Genomic DNA, 18136 nt, shown 5'->3' with positions numbered 1-18136 from the left:
TTCGGTGGCCACCGAACCATCCGGCGACCACGATGTACGCATGGACACGTTCACCCGTCTGCACCACGGCGACGAACCGCTCCTCCTACCCAACGCCTGGGACTTCGCCTCCGCTGCGGCGTTTGTCCGCGCCGGATTCCGCGCGGTCGGGACGACCAGTCTCGGCGTCGCCGCCTCATACGGACTGCCTGATGCCGCCGGCGCCACCGGGGCGGAAACTCTCGCTCTGGCACGGACATTGGCTCGGCTCCCGGTTCCGGTGACGGTGGACATCGAGGCGGGTTTCGGTATGGACCCGGCAGCGCTGGCCGCGGAGCTGCACGCCATCGGTATCGCCGGGGTCAACATCGAGGACGGCCGCAGCGATCACCTCGCCGCGCTCGACGAGCAGTGCGCGCTGATCGCGGCATTCAAGGCCGCCGCGCCGGACGTGTTCGTCAACGCCCGCGTCGACACCTATTGGCTGCATCTGCCCACGGCTGACACCACCCGACGCGCGTCGGCGTACGTCGACGCCGGCGCGGACGGCGTCTTCGTACCCGGCCTGGGCGACGAGCACGTGATCGAGCAGCTCGTGGCCGAGCTCGGAGATATTCCGCTCAACCTGCTCGCCCAGTTGCCATTCCGCCGGCTCGGCGAACTCGGTGTCCGTCGCGTGAGCACCGGGTCACTGCCGTTCCGCGTCGCCATCACGCAAGCTGCCGCGGCGGCGACGGCATACGCCACGGGCGCGCCGACTCCCACCGCGATGTCCTACGACGACGCGCAGGCGCTCTCACTCAGCTGATCAACTGGCGGCGTTGGGCAGCAGCGGCGGGCATGCCCCCTGGGCATCGGTGGCGAGCTCGAAGTGCCAGAGTTCGTTGGCGTAGATCTGGCACAGACCGAAGCGTGCACCGTTGGCGATCAGCCACCTGTCGGCGCTCTGGCCGCCGATGTCGACGGCCTGACCGCTGACATGCTTGGACTGCTGTGGCGTCTGAACGTATTGCCGCGCCGCGTTGTAACTGCCGTAGGTCTGGATCGCGTCGTCGAGCAGTTGTTGCTGGAACTCGGGAGTGCGCCAGCCGGAGGTGACCGTCATGGGGATGCCCTCGGCCGCGGCCGCGGTCGCCGCCTGCTGGATGGCGGCCAACAACGCCGGGTCCAGGTGCCCGACGGTGGGGTTGGAGACGTCGAACGGGCTCGCCGCATCGGCGGACGCGGTAGCCATCGGTCCGAGCATTGTGAGCGCACCTGCCAAGGCCAAGACGGTACCGACGAGTCGCATGGGCACCGACCCTACTCGGCGTCGGCTACCGACTCTTCTCCCGCAGGGACATCGGCGGCGTCGTCGCCGCCGCCAACGCCGCGGCGTCGATCGTCTGACATCGATATGGCAGCGCCTCCAGCCGAGCCGTCATGGTGGCGAGCGGATCCTCCACGACGCCGGCGGTACCGGACAGGAACGCCCACTCGTGCTCGTCGCTGCCGAAATAGACCACGGTGCCGAAGGTTTCGCCGAAACGCTCCCATGACCGGATCAGCGTCTCGTTGCGCCATAGCGTGGGGCAGCCGGCCTGGCCGGTGACGACGGTGCCGATGTCACCGCACAGCTTCATGTACTCCGCGCCGTAGAGGCGGTTGTGCTGGGCGGCCTCAGCGCGTTCGTCGGGGAGATCGATGACGACGACGTCATACCTGGGTCCGGAGTAATCTGCGACAAACTCGTATCCGTCGGTGTAGTGCACTGTGACGGGGCCGAGTCCGGCTTCGGCCCTTGCCAATTCATCGGGCGCATAGCCGTAGGGCAGGTGTTCGGCGCAGAGCCGGACGGCCTCGCGGTCGATGTCGACGTGGTCGACATGCGTGGCCCCGGCGGCGACAGCCATCTGGCTGGCCACACCTTCGCCGGAACCGATGATCAGCACCCGGTCGACCGTCTCGGCCAGCAGCAGCGCCGGCACCATCAGTGCCTCGTGATAGACGAGCTGGCTGAATTCGGTGCTCTGCCGGTCCGAGTCGCTGAACAGCGAGATGCCTTGCTCCGTCCGGCCGATCACCAGGTGTTGAAACTCAGTGTGGACATCGCACAGCACATCGGTGAGCTGCCAGGTGCGGGTGATGCCGGGTGCCATCGGCTCGACGATCTGCCGTCCCGCTCCGCGAAACACCGTGTGGATGTGGGCATCTGCCGCGCCCACGGCCTGTCGCAGCAACCGAACGGCCTCCTCGGCGTCGGCCGACTCACCGCAGGTGAAGACGTCGACGAACATCGCGCCGCGTTCGGGGTAGCTGTGGATCGAGGCGTGCGATTCGGCGAGCAACGCCAACACCGTCACGCCGTGTGGCTCGAAGCGCTTGTCCACCATGTCGCACACCGTGGCTCCGGCCCGCTCGACGGAGGTGCGCAGCAGGTGGCGCAGCCGCACGCGATCGTTGGCCAGGTCGCGGTCGACGCCGGTGAATTCGGCCAGCACGTGACAGCCCGCAAAGCTGCTACCCGGTTGTGACTGCATCTGTGACCTCCACGAATTGCGTTGCAAGCGGGACAAATCCATTGAACGACGAGGCGTAGCTCGTCGTATACGCGCCCGCCGCTTCGATCTCGACGAGATCGCCCGGACGTAGCGTCACCGGCAGTGGATACCGCCGGTACAGCACATCGTCGCCGTCGCACGTCGGACCGGCGACCACGGCGTCGTCGACGGGATCACTGTCGCGGTTCGTGCGCAGCCGGTACCGGATGTATTCGTTCTCGGTCTCGGCCAGTCCGCCGTAGCGCCCGATGTCGAGGTACACCCAGCGGCGACCGTCGGTGCCGGTCCGCACCGACACCACTTCGGACGAGAGCGTGCCGGCTGAGCCGACCACCGCGCGCCCGGGTTCGATGACGACGTGGGGGAGCGCCGGGAAGTGCCGTCCGAGGGCGTCGGCGATGGCGCCACCCACGATCGCGACGTCGGGTACGGGTGCGTCGTACGAGATCGGGATGCCGCCGCCCAGGTTGAGTGTCGTCAGGCCGGGTACGGCTTCGAAAATGTCACGCGCGCACCGGATGCCGATCTCCCACGCGCCCGCATCGAGCTGCTGCGAGCCGACGTGGAAAGCCACCCCGTCCGCCCGGAGTCCCGACCGGGCAGCCTCCGTCAACAACCCGGCCGCATCGGCGGGCGCGCAGCCGAACTTGTGCCCGAACGGCGTCACCGACGACGGAAACGTCGGCGCAATGCGGCATTCGACGCTCGAGCCCGGCGCGTTCTCGGCGATCGCCGCCAGGCCGGCCGCGGTGTCGAAGGTGAACCGCCGGACGCCCCGCGCAAACGCGTACGCAATCTCGGCCGGCTTCTTGAGCGGGTTCCCGAACGTCATCCGGGCGCCGTCGATGCCGGCCGCCGCGCACAGGTCGACCTCACCGACGGACGCGACGTCAAAGGCGCAGTCGAGGCCTGCCAGGAGCCGCAGGATGGGCTCGGCCGGGTTGGCTTTCACCGCGTACCGAACCTCGGCCGCGGGCAGGGCGCTGCGCAACGCCGCAACGTTCCTGCGCACCGTTGCGAGGTCGATCGTCAGGTAGGGCCTACCGGGCACACGCGGCAGAGTACTGAACCAATCCGTCCGTCGCGCGCTGATCGGCGAGCGAAGCAATCAGCCAACGAGGTTGATGACGAGGTTGATCGTGCACGCGATGATCACGGTGCCGTAGATGTAGCTGCAGAGGCAGTGCCGGAGTACTTCGGCCCGGATCTGAGAGCTGGTGACGTCGGTGTCGGAGACCTGGTAGGTCATTCCGAGGTTGAACGAGAAGTAGAAGAAGTCGCTGTACTGCGGATCGACATCGGGACTGTTGAAGTCGATTCCGCCGGGTTCGTCGTCGTAGTAGATGCGCGCATAGCGCGCCGTGTACATGGTGTGGAGCAGCGCCCACGTCGCGAGGATCGCGGCCAGCGACATGCCTGCGTACGACGCCTTGTCCGCGTCGTTCGCGGACAGCAGCAGGATTCCGATGGAGGTCAGGCTGGCCGTGAGGATGAGGAACAGGACCAGATCGCCGATCTCGTCGTCGACGTCGGCTTCACCCGCGTGCTCCTTCGTCTGCTCGGGGCCCATCCGCCACAGCGCCACGAGCGCCCACGAGACGTAGCTCGCCGCGGTGACGATGACGACCGCCAGCAGTCCGACGGGCCAGCGTTGCAACAGCAGCCCGGTGGCCAGGCCGACGCCGAGGCCCGCCGTCAAGCTGATCCAGAATCTGTTCGCGCCGGAGAGTGAGGTCACCCCATGCATTCTCCGTCAGCTCCCGTAGAGGCGTAGCGCCCGTGCGGCTTCCGTGGCGATCTCGCCGCTGAGTCTCGCAATGGGTGGGCCGCCGCGTTGATGGATCACGTTGGCCAGCACCGCGACGTAGGTGTCCGACTCAGCGTCGATCCAGAGGCTGACGCCGGTGAAGCCGGTGTGCCCGAAGCTGCCGACGGGAAAGACCATGCCGCGAGGTCGGGAATGTTCGGTGTCGATGTCCCAGCCGAAGCTCCGGAGTTCCTGTCCCGGGATCGCCGGATAGTCCGGGGCCAGTAGCGGATCTGTTGTGTTGGGCCGGTTTTCGACGGCCGCTCGGCTGGCGGCATTCGCCGCGGGCACCTGCCCGGCGTTGTGCCCCGGTTGTTGCGGCGTCGCCATCAATTCCGCGGTGCTCCGCCCCAGCGGGAACGGGCTCGGACGTCCGGCGAGCCGGTCGATCAGCGCCTGCGCGTAGCGGCCGATGTCCGAAACCGTCGAGAACACTCCTGCGCTCCCTCCGGTGCCGCCCATGCGCCTTGCCGTCGGGTCGTGCACCGTGCCGCGGATCAAGTGGTCGAAGTCGGGGTTGATGCCGGGAGTGTCGTCATCGTGGGAGGTCGGTGCGACGCGCTCCAGCAGGGCGGTACTCCAGGTTCCGGTCGGGCACGGTCCAGCCGGTACGCCTTCGAAAACGATTGCCGTGCCTCGAATCTGGTGCGGGCCGCAGGCCTTGGTGGCGGGCAGATACCGAGTATCGACAAGGTCCATCGGTGCAAAGACGTTGTCCTGTACATAGTTGTCCAGAGACTCGCCGGTGATCTTCTCGATCAGGGCGCCGAGGATGATGAAGTTGAGGTCGGAGTAGTGGAATCCCTCGCCGGGACCGAACTCCAGAGGCGCGGTGAGCGCACGACGAATGCCTTCGGCCTTGTCGGCGCTTGTCAGCCCCCACGGGCCTTGATGGCTGAGGTCGCCACCCGTACCGGACGTGTGCGTCAGCATCATCCGCACCGTCACCTGGGCGCGGCGTGCGTCGTTGGTCGGATTGAATTCTGGAAAGTACGTCTGGATGGGCTCGTCGACCTCGACCAGGCCCTTTTCGTACAGCTGCAGGAAGGCGACAGTCGTCGCGATGCTCTTCGACAGCGACGCGAGGTCGAATATGGTGTCGTCGGTCATCGGTTCCGCCGGGGCCGCATATTCGTCCAGCGCGGGTTCGTCACCGAGTCTGCGTGCGCCGTAGGCCTGCCGGAACACGACCTTGCCGGCATGCCCGATCTCGATCACCGCGCCGGGCAACCGATGCGCGGCGAGCGCGTCGTTGACCAGGCGAGATACCGCGGCGAACGGGCCGGCCGGGACGACGCTCGGGACCGGCGTGGCGGCCGCACTTGTCGTGGCCGGAGGCCGAGCAGTCGGCGACGAGGTGACGGCCGGCGGCGGCGTCGGGTGTCCGCACGCCGCGAGGGCGAGCATCACCGCGCATACCCGTGCTACGCGCGACCCCGACACCCTCACCGCTTCGACGTTAGCGCCTCACTCTGTTCAGCAGGGATCCGACGATGAGCAGACCGCAGAACCACAGTGGCAGAGCGATCGCGCCGGCACGGGACGCTGGATCCTGGGTCATCAGGATGTAGATCAGCGCGAAGTACCCGAGGCACAGGTAATTGGTGAGCGGTGACAGCGGTGTCTTGAAGACACCGGCGCCCTCCCGCGACCGAAATCGCAGGTGGCTCAGCGCGATGATGCTCCACGTGATCAGCTCGGCCCCGACCACGACGGGAATCAGCAGCACGAGCGCCTTCCCGGGGAGCACGACATTCAGCAGCACCGCCACGGCGACGAACCCGGAGTTGAGCAGCAGTGCACGGACGGGGACGCCGCGGGCGTTGGTGTGGGCGAGGAACCGTGGCGCCTGGCCGCTGGCGGCGAGGTCATACAGGACGCGCGCGTTGCTGTAGGTCATCACGTTCGCCACCGACAGCGCGGCGGTCAGAACGACGATGTTGAGCAGCGTTGCGGCGCCGCCGATCCCGAGGCCGACGAGCATCAACACGAACGGGCTGCCCTCCGTGCCCACCTTGTCCCACGGCCAGATGATCAGCATGACGCCGATGGCGCCCACGTAGAAGACCAGGATTCGCAGCAGCACCTGATTGATGGCGCGGGGGATGTTGCGGGCGGGCTCCTCGACCTCACCGGCGGCGGTGCCGAGCGACTCGATGCCGCCGAAAGAAAAGGTGATCGCGACCAGCGAGATCATGAAGGCGCCGAGCCCCTTGGGGGCGAAACCGCCATGCGCCCAGAGGTTCTGCAGGCCGTGCACGTTGTAATCGCCGGCGCCGAAGATGATCGCGATGCCGATGACGATCATGGCGACGACGGCGGTCACCTTGATCAGCGTGAAGTAGAACTCGAATTCGCCGAACGCCTTGACGTTGAAGGTGTTCGCGGCGGTGATGAGCACCAGGCACACCGCGGTGGTGATCCAGCGGGGCATGTCCGGGAACCAGAAGGCCATGAACTCCGAAGCTGCCGTCAACTCCACCATGCAGACGACGACACAGACGTACCACCAGTTCCAGCCGGCGATGAAACCCGCTGGTTTGCCGAGATATTCGCGGGCGTAGGCCGACCACGACCCCGCGACCGGATGTGCGACGGCCATCTCGCCGAGCATCCGCATCACGCCGTAGAGGACGATGCCGGCGATCGCATAGCCGAGCAGAACGATCGGTCCGGCGGTCTGCACGGATGTGCCCGAGATGAGGAACAGGCCCGTCCCGATGGCGGAGCCGAGCGAGATCATCTGCAGATGACGGTTCTTCAGGTCGCGGTGCATCGGCGCGTCAGCCGGGGCGGTGGTCTCGGCACGGGGCCCGTCAGCGGGACGGGTGCTCGGAGCCATCGGGGTGCCTTCCATTCGGTGTATCGCGTGCGGGTGAGGGGGGTGGGACTACGTCGGTGCGGCGGGTACGTCGACGCGGGTCTGCAACACCCGCCCGGCCGACTCGCCGCGCATCAGACCGTCATGCGTGGTGTCGTCGACAACCAGGTACAGCGTGTGCCCATCGGCGCCACCGAGGGCGGGTGCGACGGCCCAGCCGTGGCCGATCGGGATCCGATGCGTCACGGCGCCGCCGGCGATGACGCGCAGGAACTCGCCGGTGTCGTAACAGCCGACCCACACGCCGCCCTCGCTGTCGACGCACAGGCCGTCGGGGTGGCTGCCGGCGCCGAGGTCGGCGAACACCGTGGGGAAGCCGAGACTGCCGTCGGGTGCAGTTGTAAAGGCAAGCAGGCGTGACCCGTTCGTCTCGCTGACGACGAGGGTCCCGTCGGGCAGAAAGCCGAGGCCGTTGGGCACGGCGAGGCCGGTTGCGACAATGCGGACGCCACCTGCCTGGTCCACCAGGCCGATCTCGCCGACGAGTGCATCGCGGGTCTGTTTGTACAGGTCGACGTAAGCGCGGCCGTCGGGGGCGACGACGAGGTCGTTGGTCGACCAGGCCAAATCGCTGACATCGAACGTCGAAGTGGTGTTTCCGTGGGCGTCGACGTGGTGGATCGTGGCCTCGAAGAGCGTGGACACCACGAGCGTTCCGTCGGGAAGCCAGCCGAGGCCGGAGGCGCGCGGCACCTCGGCCTCGACGGAGAGGTCACCCGTTTCGCCCACCGAGTACACCCGGCCGGCCGGTCCGTCGCTGAACCACAGGCGGTCGTTGCGCCATCGCGGTCCTTCGCCGTACACGAACCCGTCGATGAACGGCTCAACAGCTGTTGACGTCGTCGTCGGACCATTCCCTTCGCTCGATGAGTGCGTAGAGGCTATCCCGTGCTGGTCGAGGACCGATCCGAATCACCGCACCGGACCGGGTGCGACACTGGTCGCGTGACGACTTCAGAGCCCATCGAGCCCGACGCCAAGGACTGGACGTGGGTGCTGACACGCGCCTGCCCTGAATGCGGCTTCGATGCGTCGTCCGTCCAACCCTCGGATGTCGCCGGCCGGATCCGCGACGATGCCGCAGACTGGGTGCACCGCCTGGCCGGCTCCGGAGTGAAGTCGCGACCGCGGCCCGACGTCTGGTCGACGCTCGAATACGGATGCCACATCCGTGACGTGCACCGAATCTTCGACCACCGCGTCCGACTGATGCTGACCGAGGAGGATCCGCGGTTCCCCAACTGGGACCAGGACGAGACGGCCATCGCCGACGACTACGGTTCGCAGGACCCCGCCGTGGTCGCCACCGAGCTTTTCGACGCCGCGAACATCGTCGCGGACACCTATGCGAATGTGCCGGCGGAATCTTGGAAACGTCGCGGATTACGCAGCAATGGAAGCGAATTCACCATCGCGACCATTTCGCTCTACCACCTGCACGACATCGTCCACCACGCGCACGACGTCGCCCCACGCGGGTGATAGACGTACGTTTGCGACATCTCATGAATCAACTGAACCGAAGGGGCCAAGGGTGTCGGTTTCCGGAACGCAGCGCGTATACGGGGGCGTCACCGGCGAGGAGCGCATCGCCCAGCGGCGCCGGAAGCTGATCGAGGCCGGGACGAGCTTGTTTGGCTCTCCCGGTTCAGGTTCGGTCCGCGTCAAAGACGTGGTGGCCGAGGCCGGTCTGACAGAGCGCTATTTCTACGAGAGCTTCACCGATCTGAGTGCATTGTTCGGTGTGGTGTTCGATGCGGCTGCCGATGCGATCGATGCGCGGGTGAACGCCGCCATGGTCGATGCGCCGGTCGACAGCTTTGCCCGCGTGTCGATCGCCCTGCGCGCAACCGTCGACGTGTTGTCCGACGATCCACGGATGATCCGCATTCTGTTCGTTGAAAGTCTGGGCTCGGGCGGTCGTGCGGGTGTTCACCGCAATGAAGTACTCGCCCGCACCGCCGGCAGTTTCTTGAAATGGTCCACGCCAGAAGCCTCATCGTTCGAAAGCAGTGCCGCCGATACCCGGATGAAGGCATTCGCCATGTCGGGCGCCGCTGCGGAACTGCTGATCTCTTGGGCGGATGGACATCTCGAGGCCACGCCGGCTGAACTGGCCGACTTTCTGGCCGGGCTGTACTGGCGCATGAATCTGCCCTGACCGACACAGCCATAACCAAACAGATTGCGCTGCAGGGGAAACTGCCGTGGCCGCGGCGCCTACTCTGCCGCGGCTTTGATCGCCTGCAGGGTCTGGCGCATCCCCTCGCGCATGGATGCGGTGAAGACGTCCTGCCCGCCCATGTAATTGTCAATGACGTGGACCGTCCCGTCGGGGCTGCCGTCGGGGCTCTCACGCCGCTGGGTGAGCTTGGTCCCGCCCGATGTGGGCTCCAGGCGCAGGGACCAGATGGCCCAGTTCTCCTTGATCCGGAACGCGATTTCGCGGCCGTTGTCCAACCGGATGATGGTGCCGTGCGTCTTCCATTGGAAGGTGCCGTTGTTGTTCAGGTTGGTGAACTCGACACCGTCCGCGACCTGCTCGGCGCCGCCGCGCAACCGGGTCGATTCGACCTGTGGGCTCCACTCGGCCATCCGGCGGACGTCGCCGACCAGCGTCCACACCGTCTCGGGCGCGGCCGCGATCTCGATGCTCTCCTCGAGTATCGGCTGCGGATTCGAAGGCATGTCGTCACTCCCGTCGCGAAATTGAACGTCCGATCGGACGCTTTTCGGAGCGTAACGATCAAAGAGATTTACGTCCAGTTGCACGTATAAAATGCGGAGGTGGCAACCGACGATCAGTTGGATGGGCGACGCATCCGTGGCGACGCGACCAGACGGAAGGTCGCCTACGAGGCGGCGATGATCGCGACGACCCACGGGCTCGACTCGATCACGGTCGGCGCGCTGGCCACGGCGACCGGGGTCAGCAAGAGCGGAATCCTCACCGTGTTCGGGAATCGGGAGGCGATCCAGGTCGCCGCGGTGGCGGAGGCGCGAAACATCTATCGCGAGACGATCATCGCGAAGGCGCTCGAGGCGGCCCCCGGCGCGCCGCGGCTGCGTGCGCTGATCGACGCGTGGGTCGACTACCTGACCGCCGGCGTGTTCCGCGGTGGTTGTTTCATGGCGGCGACCACCGCCGAATACGGCCGTCGCGACGGTCCGGTCGCGGACGGGGTCAGGAAGCTCAAGCGTGGCTGGCTGAAGCTGCTGGAAACCGAGCTGGCTGTCGCGGGCTCGTCGGCACCGGCAGACGACGCGTTCAAGATCGACGCGTTTCTCACTGCCGGCAACGACCGAAGGGAACTGTTCGCCGACGACGCCGAGCTGATGCGCGCCAGAGACCTCGCGATGGGTGTCGTCGGCCAACTCGCGGGCGCCTAGCGGCGATCAGCCGATTCCCGGTCCTTGTGTGGCTTTGCCGGCGTAGCTTCGGTTGCATCTGACGATGCGAACTGGGGGTTGCCATGGCGTTGAGAACCTATGGCGTGCTGGCGGCGGGAGCGGGTGCGGTTGCTGTCGCGCTACTGGGCGCGAACCCGCCGGCCGATGCCGCACTGGCGATCCAGCCGTTCCCGGCATGTTTCCCGTGGGAATGGAACTGTGGGCCCGGCGGCTTCTCGACCCCGGCCGACGACGGGATCCCGGGCGACAATGCCGCAGAAGGTGGCATCCCGGCCCCCGCGGTCGTGCCGAACGTCGACGGTTCACTCAGCCCGCCGGGCATGCCGGGCGACGTATAGCCCGTACTAACGCTGCACTCACAGTGGCGGTGGGATGTCTTGTTGCTCTGCTGATTCTGCGGCCGCCGCGGCTTCTGCAGCTTCTGCGGCTTCGCGTTCTTGGCGTTCTTTGCGTCGGCGGGCGAAGGCTTCTTGTGCGGCTTCGCGCTCGTCGATATCGGCTTGGTTGCGGGCGCGTTCGTAGGCGATCTGCTGGGCCTGGTTCTGGGTGCGGGTGCGGCGCCGGATGGGCATCATGACGCCCCGGCCGGGAGCCGCGGTGGTGTCCAGATCGGTGTCCTGTGGTGGTGGGTTCGGCAGTGGGGTGTCGGTGACCGTGCGGGGAAACAGGATTCGACTTTCGGGCACGCTGATGTAGGTGTGGCCGGTGGGTGCGGTCCACACAATCGTCCCGTCGGGCTGTTGACGGTCCTGCCACCCGTCAGGGCCGCCGTAGAAGGTTTTGAGTAGGTGGTGTTTGCGGCATTTCGGGCTGAGGTTGCCCGGATGTGTCGGCCCGATCGGCCACGGAATGGTGTGGTCGATATCGGAGGTGGTGGCGGGCTGATCGCAGCCCGGGAACATGCACGTCATGGCCCGCACCCGGACGAATTCATCCATCGCCGCCGACGGCCGGTAGCGCGGCACTTGGTCAAGATCGGTGGCTGAGGCGACCGTGCGGACTTTCGCGCCGCGGGCCACCAGATCGGCGAGCACCGCCGGGGGCACCACGCCGCCGCCGAGGACATAACCGACGGGTGTGCGCACCGGCGCAGGGGGTTTGGTGGAAGTCGGGATCGGCGGGTGCGCCGCATGGGCTTCAGGGGTGGGCGGGGTGTCGCCGGCCGGTTCGTCCCCAGCAGGGGTCGGGTTTTCGGCGGGCCGCGAATCGGCCGCCGGTGCAGGCGCGGGCTCGGGCTCAGGTTCAGCTGTGAAGAAATGCTCGGGCTCGGGCTCGGGTGTGAACACCGGCTCAGGTGCAGGCTGGTTTGGCGCCGGGGTCGGGGGCGCGGCCGGGTCCCCACTGAGCAGCGGGTCCGCCACCGGCGCCGGCAGCTGATCGGTGAGCACATGAATCATCACCGCCGCCGCCCGCGCATCCGGCCCAGCCGCCGGGCAATCCGGATTGCCGCACTGGCACACCAACCGATCCCCACGAGCCGCCAACACCCCCAACGCGTCAGCCCGCCGCTGCCCGAACGTCCGCGGATCGTCCTCACACACCTGCCGGGCCATCTCGTCCAGCACCCGATCCAACAGATCGGCATCGGTGGCCAACAGCGCACCCCAGATCGACGCCACCCCGGTCTCATCATCGGGCTTGCCCACCCCGACCCCACGCCGGCGCGCAGCCGAACGCACCTTCAAAACGGCGGCGGGGTCGAACTTCTGCACCCAACCGTCGATCTTGCGTTCAATCTTCTTGCGCGACAACCCCGCCCACTCCGACAGCGCCCCCGCCAATGCAACATCGATCACCGCCAGCGTATTGGGATCCTCCACCAGACGGGTGCGCCAACAGATCGTGCCGACCGTCCGCGCCGACACCCCACCATCGGCGAACACCGCCGCCACCTTTGGTAGCCGGAAGCGCAACGCGACCGCAATCGACAACTGCCCCGACGCTTCACGCTTCCCGATCCCCAGCGCCGCACCCACCTCGGCGACCGCAGCATCCCAGCCATCACAGGCCCACCACTGCCGGCCATCTTCGTCATCGACACGCAACGCCACCAGATCGGCAATCGCCCGGAACTTCCCGCACTCAGCGACATTCGACACCCGCGCGAAATGCACCACCGCATCGACCACGGAGGCATCGTGAACCAGCACACCGCCGGCCCCGATCCCTACGTGTTCGAACATATGTGGCGCTCCACGGGTTTTCGTGGGCGCCTTTGCGCTGTTCAGGGGCTATTTTAGGTTGTGCGCCTGGGGTTTTGAGCGTGTCGGCGGCGAGTTGAAGGACGCGCACGCGGTGTCCCTCTAGGTTTCGGGGTTACCACACCAACCTCAACCGCCAGGAACGATCCGCGTGCGCGTCAGTACTGCATTTAACCGAATACTTCAGGTCCCCGGAGCCAACGTCACCGATGTCACCATCGGCGACCGCGATATCGAAGTCACCGTCGGCCTTAAAGCCCGCTCGATGCGCTGCCCGTGCGGCAAACGTGTGCGGGCCGGTTATGACCGCCGGCGCCGGCGCTGGCGCCATGTGGATCTGGCCTGCAAGAAACTGTGGCTGGTCTACGACATCCGCCGCACGAACTGCCCACGCTGCGGCATCGTCACCGAGCAGGTGCCGTGGGCTCGTCCCGGTGCCCGATTCACCCGAGACTTCGAAGACACGGTGCTCTGGCTGGCCCAACGCACCGACCGCACCACCGTGGCCACGCTCATGCGGTGCGGCTGGGAATCGGTCACCGCCATCATCAACCGCGGTGTCGACGAACTGCTCGACCAACGACGACTCACAGACCTGTACCGGATCGGCGTCGACGAAATCTGCTACCGCCACCCGCACAAATATCTGACCATCGTCGGCGACCACGACACCGGCACCGTCATCGGAGTCCAGCCCGGACGCAGTGAAGAATCGCTATCGAAATTCTATGAACAACAACCTGATTCGACACTAGAGACGATCACCGCCGTGAGCATGGACGTGAGCAAGGCGTTCCGCGGAGCCACCCGAACCCACCTACCGGAAGCCACCATCTGCTTTGACCCGTTCCACATCATGCAATGGGTCAACCGGGCATTGGACCGGGTCTTCGCCGCCGCCGCCAGCGGACCGGACAAAGTCGCCATGACCTCAGCGCAGTGGCGCCAGACCCGATGGGCGCTGCGCACCGGCGAAAACAAACTCACCGACAACAAACGTGAACTGGTCAACCAGATCGCCCGCGCGAACCGTCACGTCGGCCGGGCCTGGGCCCTCAAAGAACAGCTGCGCGACCTGTATCGACTCCCACACGAACCCGGTGTCGCCCGTCAACGACTCAAAGCCTGGATCACCGCCGCCAAACGCAGCCGTATCCCGTCCTTCATCGAACTCGGCAAACGACTACAGGAACACTTCGACGCCGTCATCGCCGCCGTGGAACTCGGCATCTCCAACGCCCTCCTCGAAGGCATCAACGCCAAAATCCGACTCATCAACGCCCGCGGCTACGGCCACCACTCCGCCCGAACACTGACCTCAATGATCTATCTCTGCCTGGGCGGGCTCCACCCTCAGCTACCCACGAGAAGGTGAGGAGTAGCACATATGTGCGATTATGCCAGACGGGTCCGACGCGTGCCACCGCATTTCTGCTGGGAGGCCGAGGCTATCGGCGCCGGACCAAATCCGCATTTACGCGCGCGCATATTTTGTGCGAATCCGGATTCGGCACCACGGTGGCCGGCGTACCTTGAGCTCAGCCCACCCTCGCCGTCGATGAGCTGGCCTGGCCACCGCACCTGATCGCAGGCGTGTGGAACGAGAACGGAACTTCGGAAGCGAAGGGGCGCCTCATGTCGGCCGATGTCGACTTTTGTGTTGTGGGAGCGGGTTTCGCAGGATTGACCGCCGCCCTGCGGCTGAAACAGGCGGGCCGTTCGGTGGCCCTGCTCGAGGCGCGGGACCGGGTCGGGGGCCGTACTTTCACCGAGGTCCTTCCCGACGGGACGTGGATCGACCGCGGTGGCGCATGGGTCGGTCCGGGGCAGGACCGCATCAAGGCCCTGATGGCCGAATACGGTGTGGCCGAATACAAGGAGTACGTCGAGGGCGACGCCATGATGCTCGTCGACGGCAAGATGCACCGGTACTCGGGCACCATCCCGTGGGCGATGAGCCCGTGGGCCAGCGCGAACCTCGGCGCGGGCCTCCTCGAGATCGGACTGATGTGCAAGACCATCCCGTTCGACGCCCCGTGGGAGGCCAAGAAGGCCGCCGAGTGGGACCGAATCACCTTGGGGGAGTGGCTGCATCGCAACATCCGCTCGCACCAGGCACGCGAGATGCTCGACATGGCCATGGCCGGGATCTACACCTCGGCCGCCTCGGAGACGTCATTGCTATGGGCACTGCACCAGATGGGCTCGGGCGGCGGACCGGTGTTCGTCATCTCCAACTCCGGTGGTGCTCAGGACGCCCGGGTGCGCGGCGGCATGGGCGCCATCTATGGGCCGATGGCCGCCGAACTCGGTGACGCGCTGCATCTTTCGCGCCCGGTGGATCTCATCGCTCAGGACGACGACGGTGTCACCGTGCACTCCGACCGGCTGACGGTTCGCGCGCGGCACGCGATCGTCGCCGTACCGTTGGCCGTTGCCACCCAAATCGACTATGAGCCAATGCTTCCCGTCGACCGGATGTTCCTGCACCGACGCATGCCGAGCGGCGCCGTCTACAAGATCTCGATCGTCTACGAGACGGCGTTCTGGCGTGCGGACGGCCTGTGCGGACAATCGGCCGCACCGGGCAGTCCGGCCACGCTGACCATCGACGCCTGCACCGACACCGGCACGCCGGGCATCATGTGCGTCATCACCGAAGGCCCGGCCGCGCGCGCGCTCGGGCTGCTCGATGCGGCGGAACGCAAGGCCGTCGTCGTCAACGAACTGGTCGACCGGTTCGGGGCGAAGGCGGCGTCGCCGGTGAGCTACCACGAGCAGAACTGGACGGTCGAGCGCTACTCCGGCGGCGGCATGATCAGTCACGCACCGCCCGGCGTGCTCACCGAGTTCGGCCACGCGCTGCGGACCCCGTGCGGGCGGATCCATTGGGCCGGAACGGAAAGTTCGGCCATCATGTGCGGCTGGATCGACGGTGCGGTGCGCTCTGGGGAGCGGGCGGCCGCCGAGGTGCTGGCCGCGGACAGCGTGGCCGTCGTGGGTTAACGGCTCGCTCGCCAGCGCGCGATCTCGCGGCCGATCTCGGTCTCCGCGGGTCGGCCGAAGAACCATTCCTGGCCGATGCGGTACCAGTTGTTGGTGCTCTGCAGATGTCCCAGTGTGCCGAAGGTGAGGAAGTCGGCGCGCCGGGAGAAGACATGCTCGGGCGGCAGCATCTGCCGCTTCATCCCCGCGAACTCGGTCTGCCGCGGATCGATGGCCGAGACGACGGCGCCCGTGGCCAGCTCGGGCGTGATGGTGAGGTCCTCGTCGATCATGTGCCATTCGCTCGCGGCCCAGATGTACTCCAGGCAATCCTGTGCTGTCACACCGGATTCCGTGTCGACGACGCCGCGGCCCAGCATCAGGCGGTACAGGTCGTTGGCGCGGCCGTCGATCGCGGCGTGGAAGCAGTCCAGCTCGAACGCCACGTTGGCCGGATCCATGCGGTTGTACAGCCCGAAGTCGACGAAGCCGACCCGTCCATCGGCTGCCAGCATGATGTTGCCGGGGTGGGGATCGCCGCAGAATTCATGGTTGGTGAACAGCGAGCCGATGTAGAAGCGGTAGACCAGTTCTCCGATGTGATTGCGGTCGGCTGCCGGCAGCGTGCGCATGTGCTCGAAGCCCGTGGCTTCGAGGTATTCGGTGACCAGCACCCGCGGCGTGCAGAACTCGACGACGCTGTCGGGGACGATGATGAACGGGTGTCCCCGGTACTGCTCGGCCACCACGTGCTGGGTGTCGGCTTCGCGGAGGTAGTCCAGTTCGCTTTCGAAGTTCCGGGTGATCTCGTCGAGCATGGCGGTGTTCGCCGATGGCCACAACCGCCAGAGCTTCATCAGCAGCGCGAGATTCCGCATGTCGGCCTGATCGCGCGATCCACGCCCGGGTACTGAACCTTGACGGCGACGTCGCGGCCGTCACGCAACCGGGCCCGGTACACCTGGCCGATTGATGCTGCGGCAGTAGGCGATTCGTCGAAATCGGCGAAGACGCCCGGCAGGGGTCCGAGGTCGGCTTCCATGACCTCACGCATGGCACTGAAGGGCGCCTGTGGCGCCTGATCGCGCAGCGCGGCGAGCTTTTCGCGGAACTGCTCCCGGTGCGAATCGGGCACCAGATCCAGTTCGATCACCGACAGCATCTGGCCGAGCTTCATCGCGGCGCCCTTCATGGAGCCCAGCACCGTCACGAGATTCTCGGCCATCTGGATGGTCGCGCGCTCGGCCAGCAGTTCCTTGGCGCGTTCCGACCGGCCGACCATCGACAGCCGGGTGCGGCCGCCGCGCACGGCTTGCTTCGCGGCGAGGGCGCCCAGCTTGCCGCCCCGCGCAAGACGCCCTTCAGGCAGTCGGCGTGCCACGCTGCCTCCCACGGAATCGGTGCAACGACGCCATCAACGTACCGGCTCGACTACGCAGGTGTCTCGTGCGCCCAGGACTCTGCCTCGTGGGCGATCCGTTGCCAGGCCTCCAGACTCGCCAGGCGTGCGCGGGCCTCGCCGTCCAGCACGGCGGAGACCTCCAGCAACTCGACGACAACGCCTTCGGCGGTGGCGACGTCGAGTACGTGCGCCACGACGGCGATGTCGGGATGGCCGAGCAGTTCGGTGACCGCGGGTCGCGCGAGTTCGGGGTCGATCCGGTTCAGCAGGGACAGCAGCGCTGCCAGTACCTCCGGTTTGCCCGCGGTCGCAGCTCGCGCCATCCGCAGGGACCGGTCCGGTCCGGCGGCCCGCATGATGTCGTTGATGACCTTGGTGTCCGACACCAGGACGCCGGTCAGGATGATGCCTTCGTCGTCGTCGATAGCCCGCTCGAATGCCACGATGTGCTCGTCGGTGGCGAACTCGACGAACCGCGACGCAGTGAGGTATTCGCGTCGGCGGAGCAATTCCTTGGCGACCGGCATCAGCAGCGCGGTCGGAAGGCGCTCGCTGAAGTAGGGAATCACCCGCGGATCGACGTACGGCGCCGCATCGGCGAGATATGTCGGCTTCAGTCCGGACATCACTCCCGCGGCGCGCTCCGGATGGGCCAAGCCCACGGCGCCGCCGAGGCGTCCAGCGACCGTCGCGGGGACCGCTCGTTCGGCGACATTGCTCACCACGGCATTCGGGATCAGCGGTGCCAGCTTGCTCACGCGCGTGAAGGCCTCGGCCTGTTCGTCGAACAGCGCGTCGGACATCGCTCCGCGGAGGGCTTTGAGGTCGTCGGCGCCGAGCCGTTCCAGACTGGCCAGGTTTGCGGCGTCGGTCTGCAGCAGCGCGGCGAGCAGCGACAGCTGGGCGCGGGTCAGGATGTCGGCCATCAGT

The 18136-nt window shown here is 66.7% G+C and carries 17 protein-coding genes and 1 pseudogene; 7 read left to right on the top strand and 11 right to left on the bottom strand.

Features of this window, described 5'->3' with window-relative positions:
* Positions 1 to 40: 40 nt before the first annotated feature.
* The gene (locus ACZ5IQ_RS28840) at positions 41 to 787 is read left to right on the top strand and encodes an isocitrate lyase/PEP mutase family protein (protein ID WP_346416651.1); all 747 of its coding nucleotides are present in this window, start codon (positions 41 to 43) and stop codon (positions 785 to 787) included.
* On the opposite strand, the gene ACZ5IQ_RS28835 is transcribed toward ACZ5IQ_RS28840, so the two are convergent.
* The 7 genes from ACZ5IQ_RS28835 to ACZ5IQ_RS28805 all read right to left on the bottom strand — a co-directional run bounded on the left by ACZ5IQ_RS28835 (position 788) and on the right by ACZ5IQ_RS28805 (position 8011).
* Positions 788 to 1225: a M15 family metallopeptidase gene (locus ACZ5IQ_RS28835; protein WP_244872723.1), complete on the bottom strand. Its 438-nt coding sequence runs from the start codon at positions 1223 to 1225 to the stop codon at positions 788 to 790.
* A gap of 70 nt (positions 1226 to 1295) precedes the next feature.
* Positions 1296 to 2498, bottom strand: coding sequence for an adenosylmethionine decarboxylase (gene speD, locus ACZ5IQ_RS28830; protein ID WP_212807716.1), 1203 nt, complete (start codon positions 2496 to 2498; stop codon positions 1296 to 1298).
* Positions 2479 to 3570, bottom strand: coding sequence for a type III PLP-dependent enzyme (locus ACZ5IQ_RS28825; RefSeq protein WP_212807715.1), 1092 nt, complete (start codon positions 3568 to 3570; stop codon positions 2479 to 2481). The genes speD and ACZ5IQ_RS28825 overlap by 20 nt, the downstream gene beginning before the upstream one ends.
* A 57-nt stretch (positions 3571 to 3627) precedes the next feature.
* Positions 3628 to 4266 carry a DUF1345 domain-containing protein gene (locus ACZ5IQ_RS28820; RefSeq protein ID WP_212807714.1) on the bottom strand — a complete coding sequence of 213 codons (639 nt, stop codon included), beginning with the start codon at positions 4264 to 4266 and terminating at the stop codon, positions 3628 to 3630.
* A gap of 6 nt (positions 4267 to 4272) precedes the next feature.
* The gene (locus ACZ5IQ_RS28815) at positions 4273 to 5733 is read right to left on the bottom strand and encodes a serine hydrolase domain-containing protein (protein ID WP_464481516.1); all 1461 of its coding nucleotides are present in this window, start codon (positions 5731 to 5733) and stop codon (positions 4273 to 4275) included.
* A gap of 52 nt (positions 5734 to 5785) precedes the next feature.
* Positions 5786 to 7168, bottom strand: coding sequence for an amino acid permease (locus ACZ5IQ_RS28810; RefSeq protein ID WP_244872724.1), 1383 nt, complete (start codon positions 7166 to 7168; stop codon positions 5786 to 5788).
* 48 nt (positions 7169 to 7216) lie between these two features.
* On the bottom strand, positions 7217 to 8011 hold the full coding sequence (locus tag ACZ5IQ_RS28805; protein WP_244872725.1) for an SMP-30/gluconolactonase/LRE family protein: 795 nt from the start codon (positions 8009 to 8011) through the stop codon (positions 7217 to 7219).
* A 141-nt stretch (positions 8012 to 8152) separates the two neighbouring features.
* Here ACZ5IQ_RS28805 and ACZ5IQ_RS28800 point away from each other — a divergent pair, with 141 nt between their 5' ends.
* Together ACZ5IQ_RS28800 and ACZ5IQ_RS28795 are read left to right on the top strand one after the other, a co-directional pair.
* Entirely contained in the window at positions 8153 to 8689 is a 537-nt protein-coding gene (locus ACZ5IQ_RS28800; RefSeq protein WP_212807713.1) for a DinB family protein, read from the top strand.
* A 52-nt stretch (positions 8690 to 8741) separates the two neighbouring features.
* Complete coding sequence (locus ACZ5IQ_RS28795) at positions 8742 to 9368, top strand: TetR/AcrR family transcriptional regulator (protein WP_212807712.1); 627 nt, start codon at positions 8742 to 8744, stop codon at positions 9366 to 9368.
* Between the two features lie 59 nt (positions 9369 to 9427).
* On the opposite strand, the gene ACZ5IQ_RS28790 is transcribed toward ACZ5IQ_RS28795, so the two are convergent.
* A complete protein-coding gene (locus tag ACZ5IQ_RS28790) occupies positions 9428 to 9895 on the bottom strand; it encodes an SRPBCC family protein (protein WP_212807711.1) in 468 nt (155 codons plus the stop codon).
* A 99-nt stretch (positions 9896 to 9994) separates the two neighbouring features.
* Here ACZ5IQ_RS28790 and ACZ5IQ_RS28785 point away from each other — a divergent pair, with 99 nt between their 5' ends.
* Both ACZ5IQ_RS28785 and ACZ5IQ_RS28780 read left to right on the top strand, forming a co-directional pair.
* The gene (locus tag ACZ5IQ_RS28785) at positions 9995 to 10597 is read left to right on the top strand and encodes a TetR/AcrR family transcriptional regulator (protein ID WP_212807710.1); all 603 of its coding nucleotides are present in this window, start codon (positions 9995 to 9997) and stop codon (positions 10595 to 10597) included.
* An 83-nt stretch (positions 10598 to 10680) separates the two neighbouring features.
* Positions 10681 to 10956: a hypothetical protein gene (locus ACZ5IQ_RS28780; protein ID WP_212807709.1), complete on the top strand. Its 276-nt coding sequence runs from the start codon at positions 10681 to 10683 to the stop codon at positions 10954 to 10956.
* Positions 10957 to 10974: 18 nt separating this feature from the next.
* Here the strand turns inward: ACZ5IQ_RS28780 and ACZ5IQ_RS28775 are convergent, their stop codons facing one another.
* Complete coding sequence (locus ACZ5IQ_RS28775; protein WP_406801713.1) at positions 10975 to 12801, bottom strand: HNH endonuclease signature motif containing protein; 1827 nt, start codon at positions 12799 to 12801, stop codon at positions 10975 to 10977.
* Positions 12802 to 12970: 169 nt separating this feature from the next.
* Here ACZ5IQ_RS28775 and ACZ5IQ_RS28770 point away from each other — a divergent pair, with 169 nt between their 5' ends.
* Together ACZ5IQ_RS28770 and ACZ5IQ_RS28765 are read left to right on the top strand one after the other, a co-directional pair.
* Complete coding sequence (locus tag ACZ5IQ_RS28770; RefSeq protein ID WP_212806588.1) at positions 12971 to 14194, top strand: ISL3 family transposase; 1224 nt, start codon at positions 12971 to 12973, stop codon at positions 14192 to 14194.
* Between the two features lie 260 nt (positions 14195 to 14454).
* A complete protein-coding gene (locus tag ACZ5IQ_RS28765) occupies positions 14455 to 15825 on the top strand; it encodes a flavin monoamine oxidase family protein (protein WP_464480586.1) in 1371 nt (456 codons plus the stop codon).
* On the opposite strand, the pseudogene ACZ5IQ_RS28760 reads toward ACZ5IQ_RS28765, so the two are convergent.
* Positions 15822 to 17185 (bottom strand): annotated as a pseudogene (locus ACZ5IQ_RS28760) (ABC1 kinase family protein). The gene ACZ5IQ_RS28765 and the pseudogene ACZ5IQ_RS28760 overlap by 4 nt on opposite strands.
* 50 nt (positions 17186 to 17235) lie before the next feature.
* On the bottom strand, positions 17236 to 18132 hold the full coding sequence (locus tag ACZ5IQ_RS28755; RefSeq protein WP_133428047.1) for a hypothetical protein: 897 nt from the start codon (positions 18130 to 18132) through the stop codon (positions 17236 to 17238).
* Between the last annotated feature and the right edge of the window lie 4 nt (positions 18133 to 18136).

The organism is Mycobacterium toneyamaense, from assembly GCF_055384815.1.
Note: the sequence above shows the minus strand (reverse complement) of the source record. Positions and strands in the feature narration are given on the sequence as shown.

Coding starts and splice junctions, on each gene's coding strand:
- ACZ5IQ_RS28810 (WP_244872724.1), bottom strand. CDS start 7,168: ATGGCTCCGAGCACCCGTCCCGCTGACGGGCCCCGTGCCGAGACCACC.
- ACZ5IQ_RS28820 (WP_212807714.1), bottom strand. CDS start 4,266: ATGCATGGGGTGACCTCACTCTCCGGCGCGAACAGATTCTGGATCAGC.
- ACZ5IQ_RS28840 (WP_346416651.1), top strand. CDS start 41: ATGGACACGTTCACCCGTCTGCACCACGGCGACGAACCGCTCCTCCTA.
- ACZ5IQ_RS28815 (WP_464481516.1), bottom strand. CDS start 5,733: ATGCTCGCCCTCGCGGCGTGCGGACACCCGACGCCGCCGCCGGCCGTC.
- ACZ5IQ_RS28835 (WP_244872723.1), bottom strand. CDS start 1,225: ATGCTCGGACCGATGGCTACCGCGTCCGCCGATGCGGCGAGCCCGTTC.
- ACZ5IQ_RS28775 (WP_406801713.1), bottom strand. CDS start 12,801: ATGTTCGAACACGTAGGGATCGGGGCCGGCGGTGTGCTGGTTCACGAT.
- ACZ5IQ_RS28790 (WP_212807711.1), bottom strand. CDS start 9,895: ATGCCTTCGAATCCGCAGCCGATACTCGAGGAGAGCATCGAGATCGCG.
- ACZ5IQ_RS28765 (WP_464480586.1), top strand. CDS start 14,455: ATGTCGGCCGATGTCGACTTTTGTGTTGTGGGAGCGGGTTTCGCAGGA.
- ACZ5IQ_RS28780 (WP_212807709.1), top strand. CDS start 10,681: ATGGCGTTGAGAACCTATGGCGTGCTGGCGGCGGGAGCGGGTGCGGTT.
- speD (WP_212807716.1), bottom strand. CDS start 2,498: ATGCAGTCACAACCGGGTAGCAGCTTTGCGGGCTGTCACGTGCTGGCC.
- ACZ5IQ_RS28755 (WP_133428047.1), bottom strand. CDS start 18,132: ATGGCCGACATCCTGACCCGCGCCCAGCTGTCGCTGCTCGCCGCGCTG.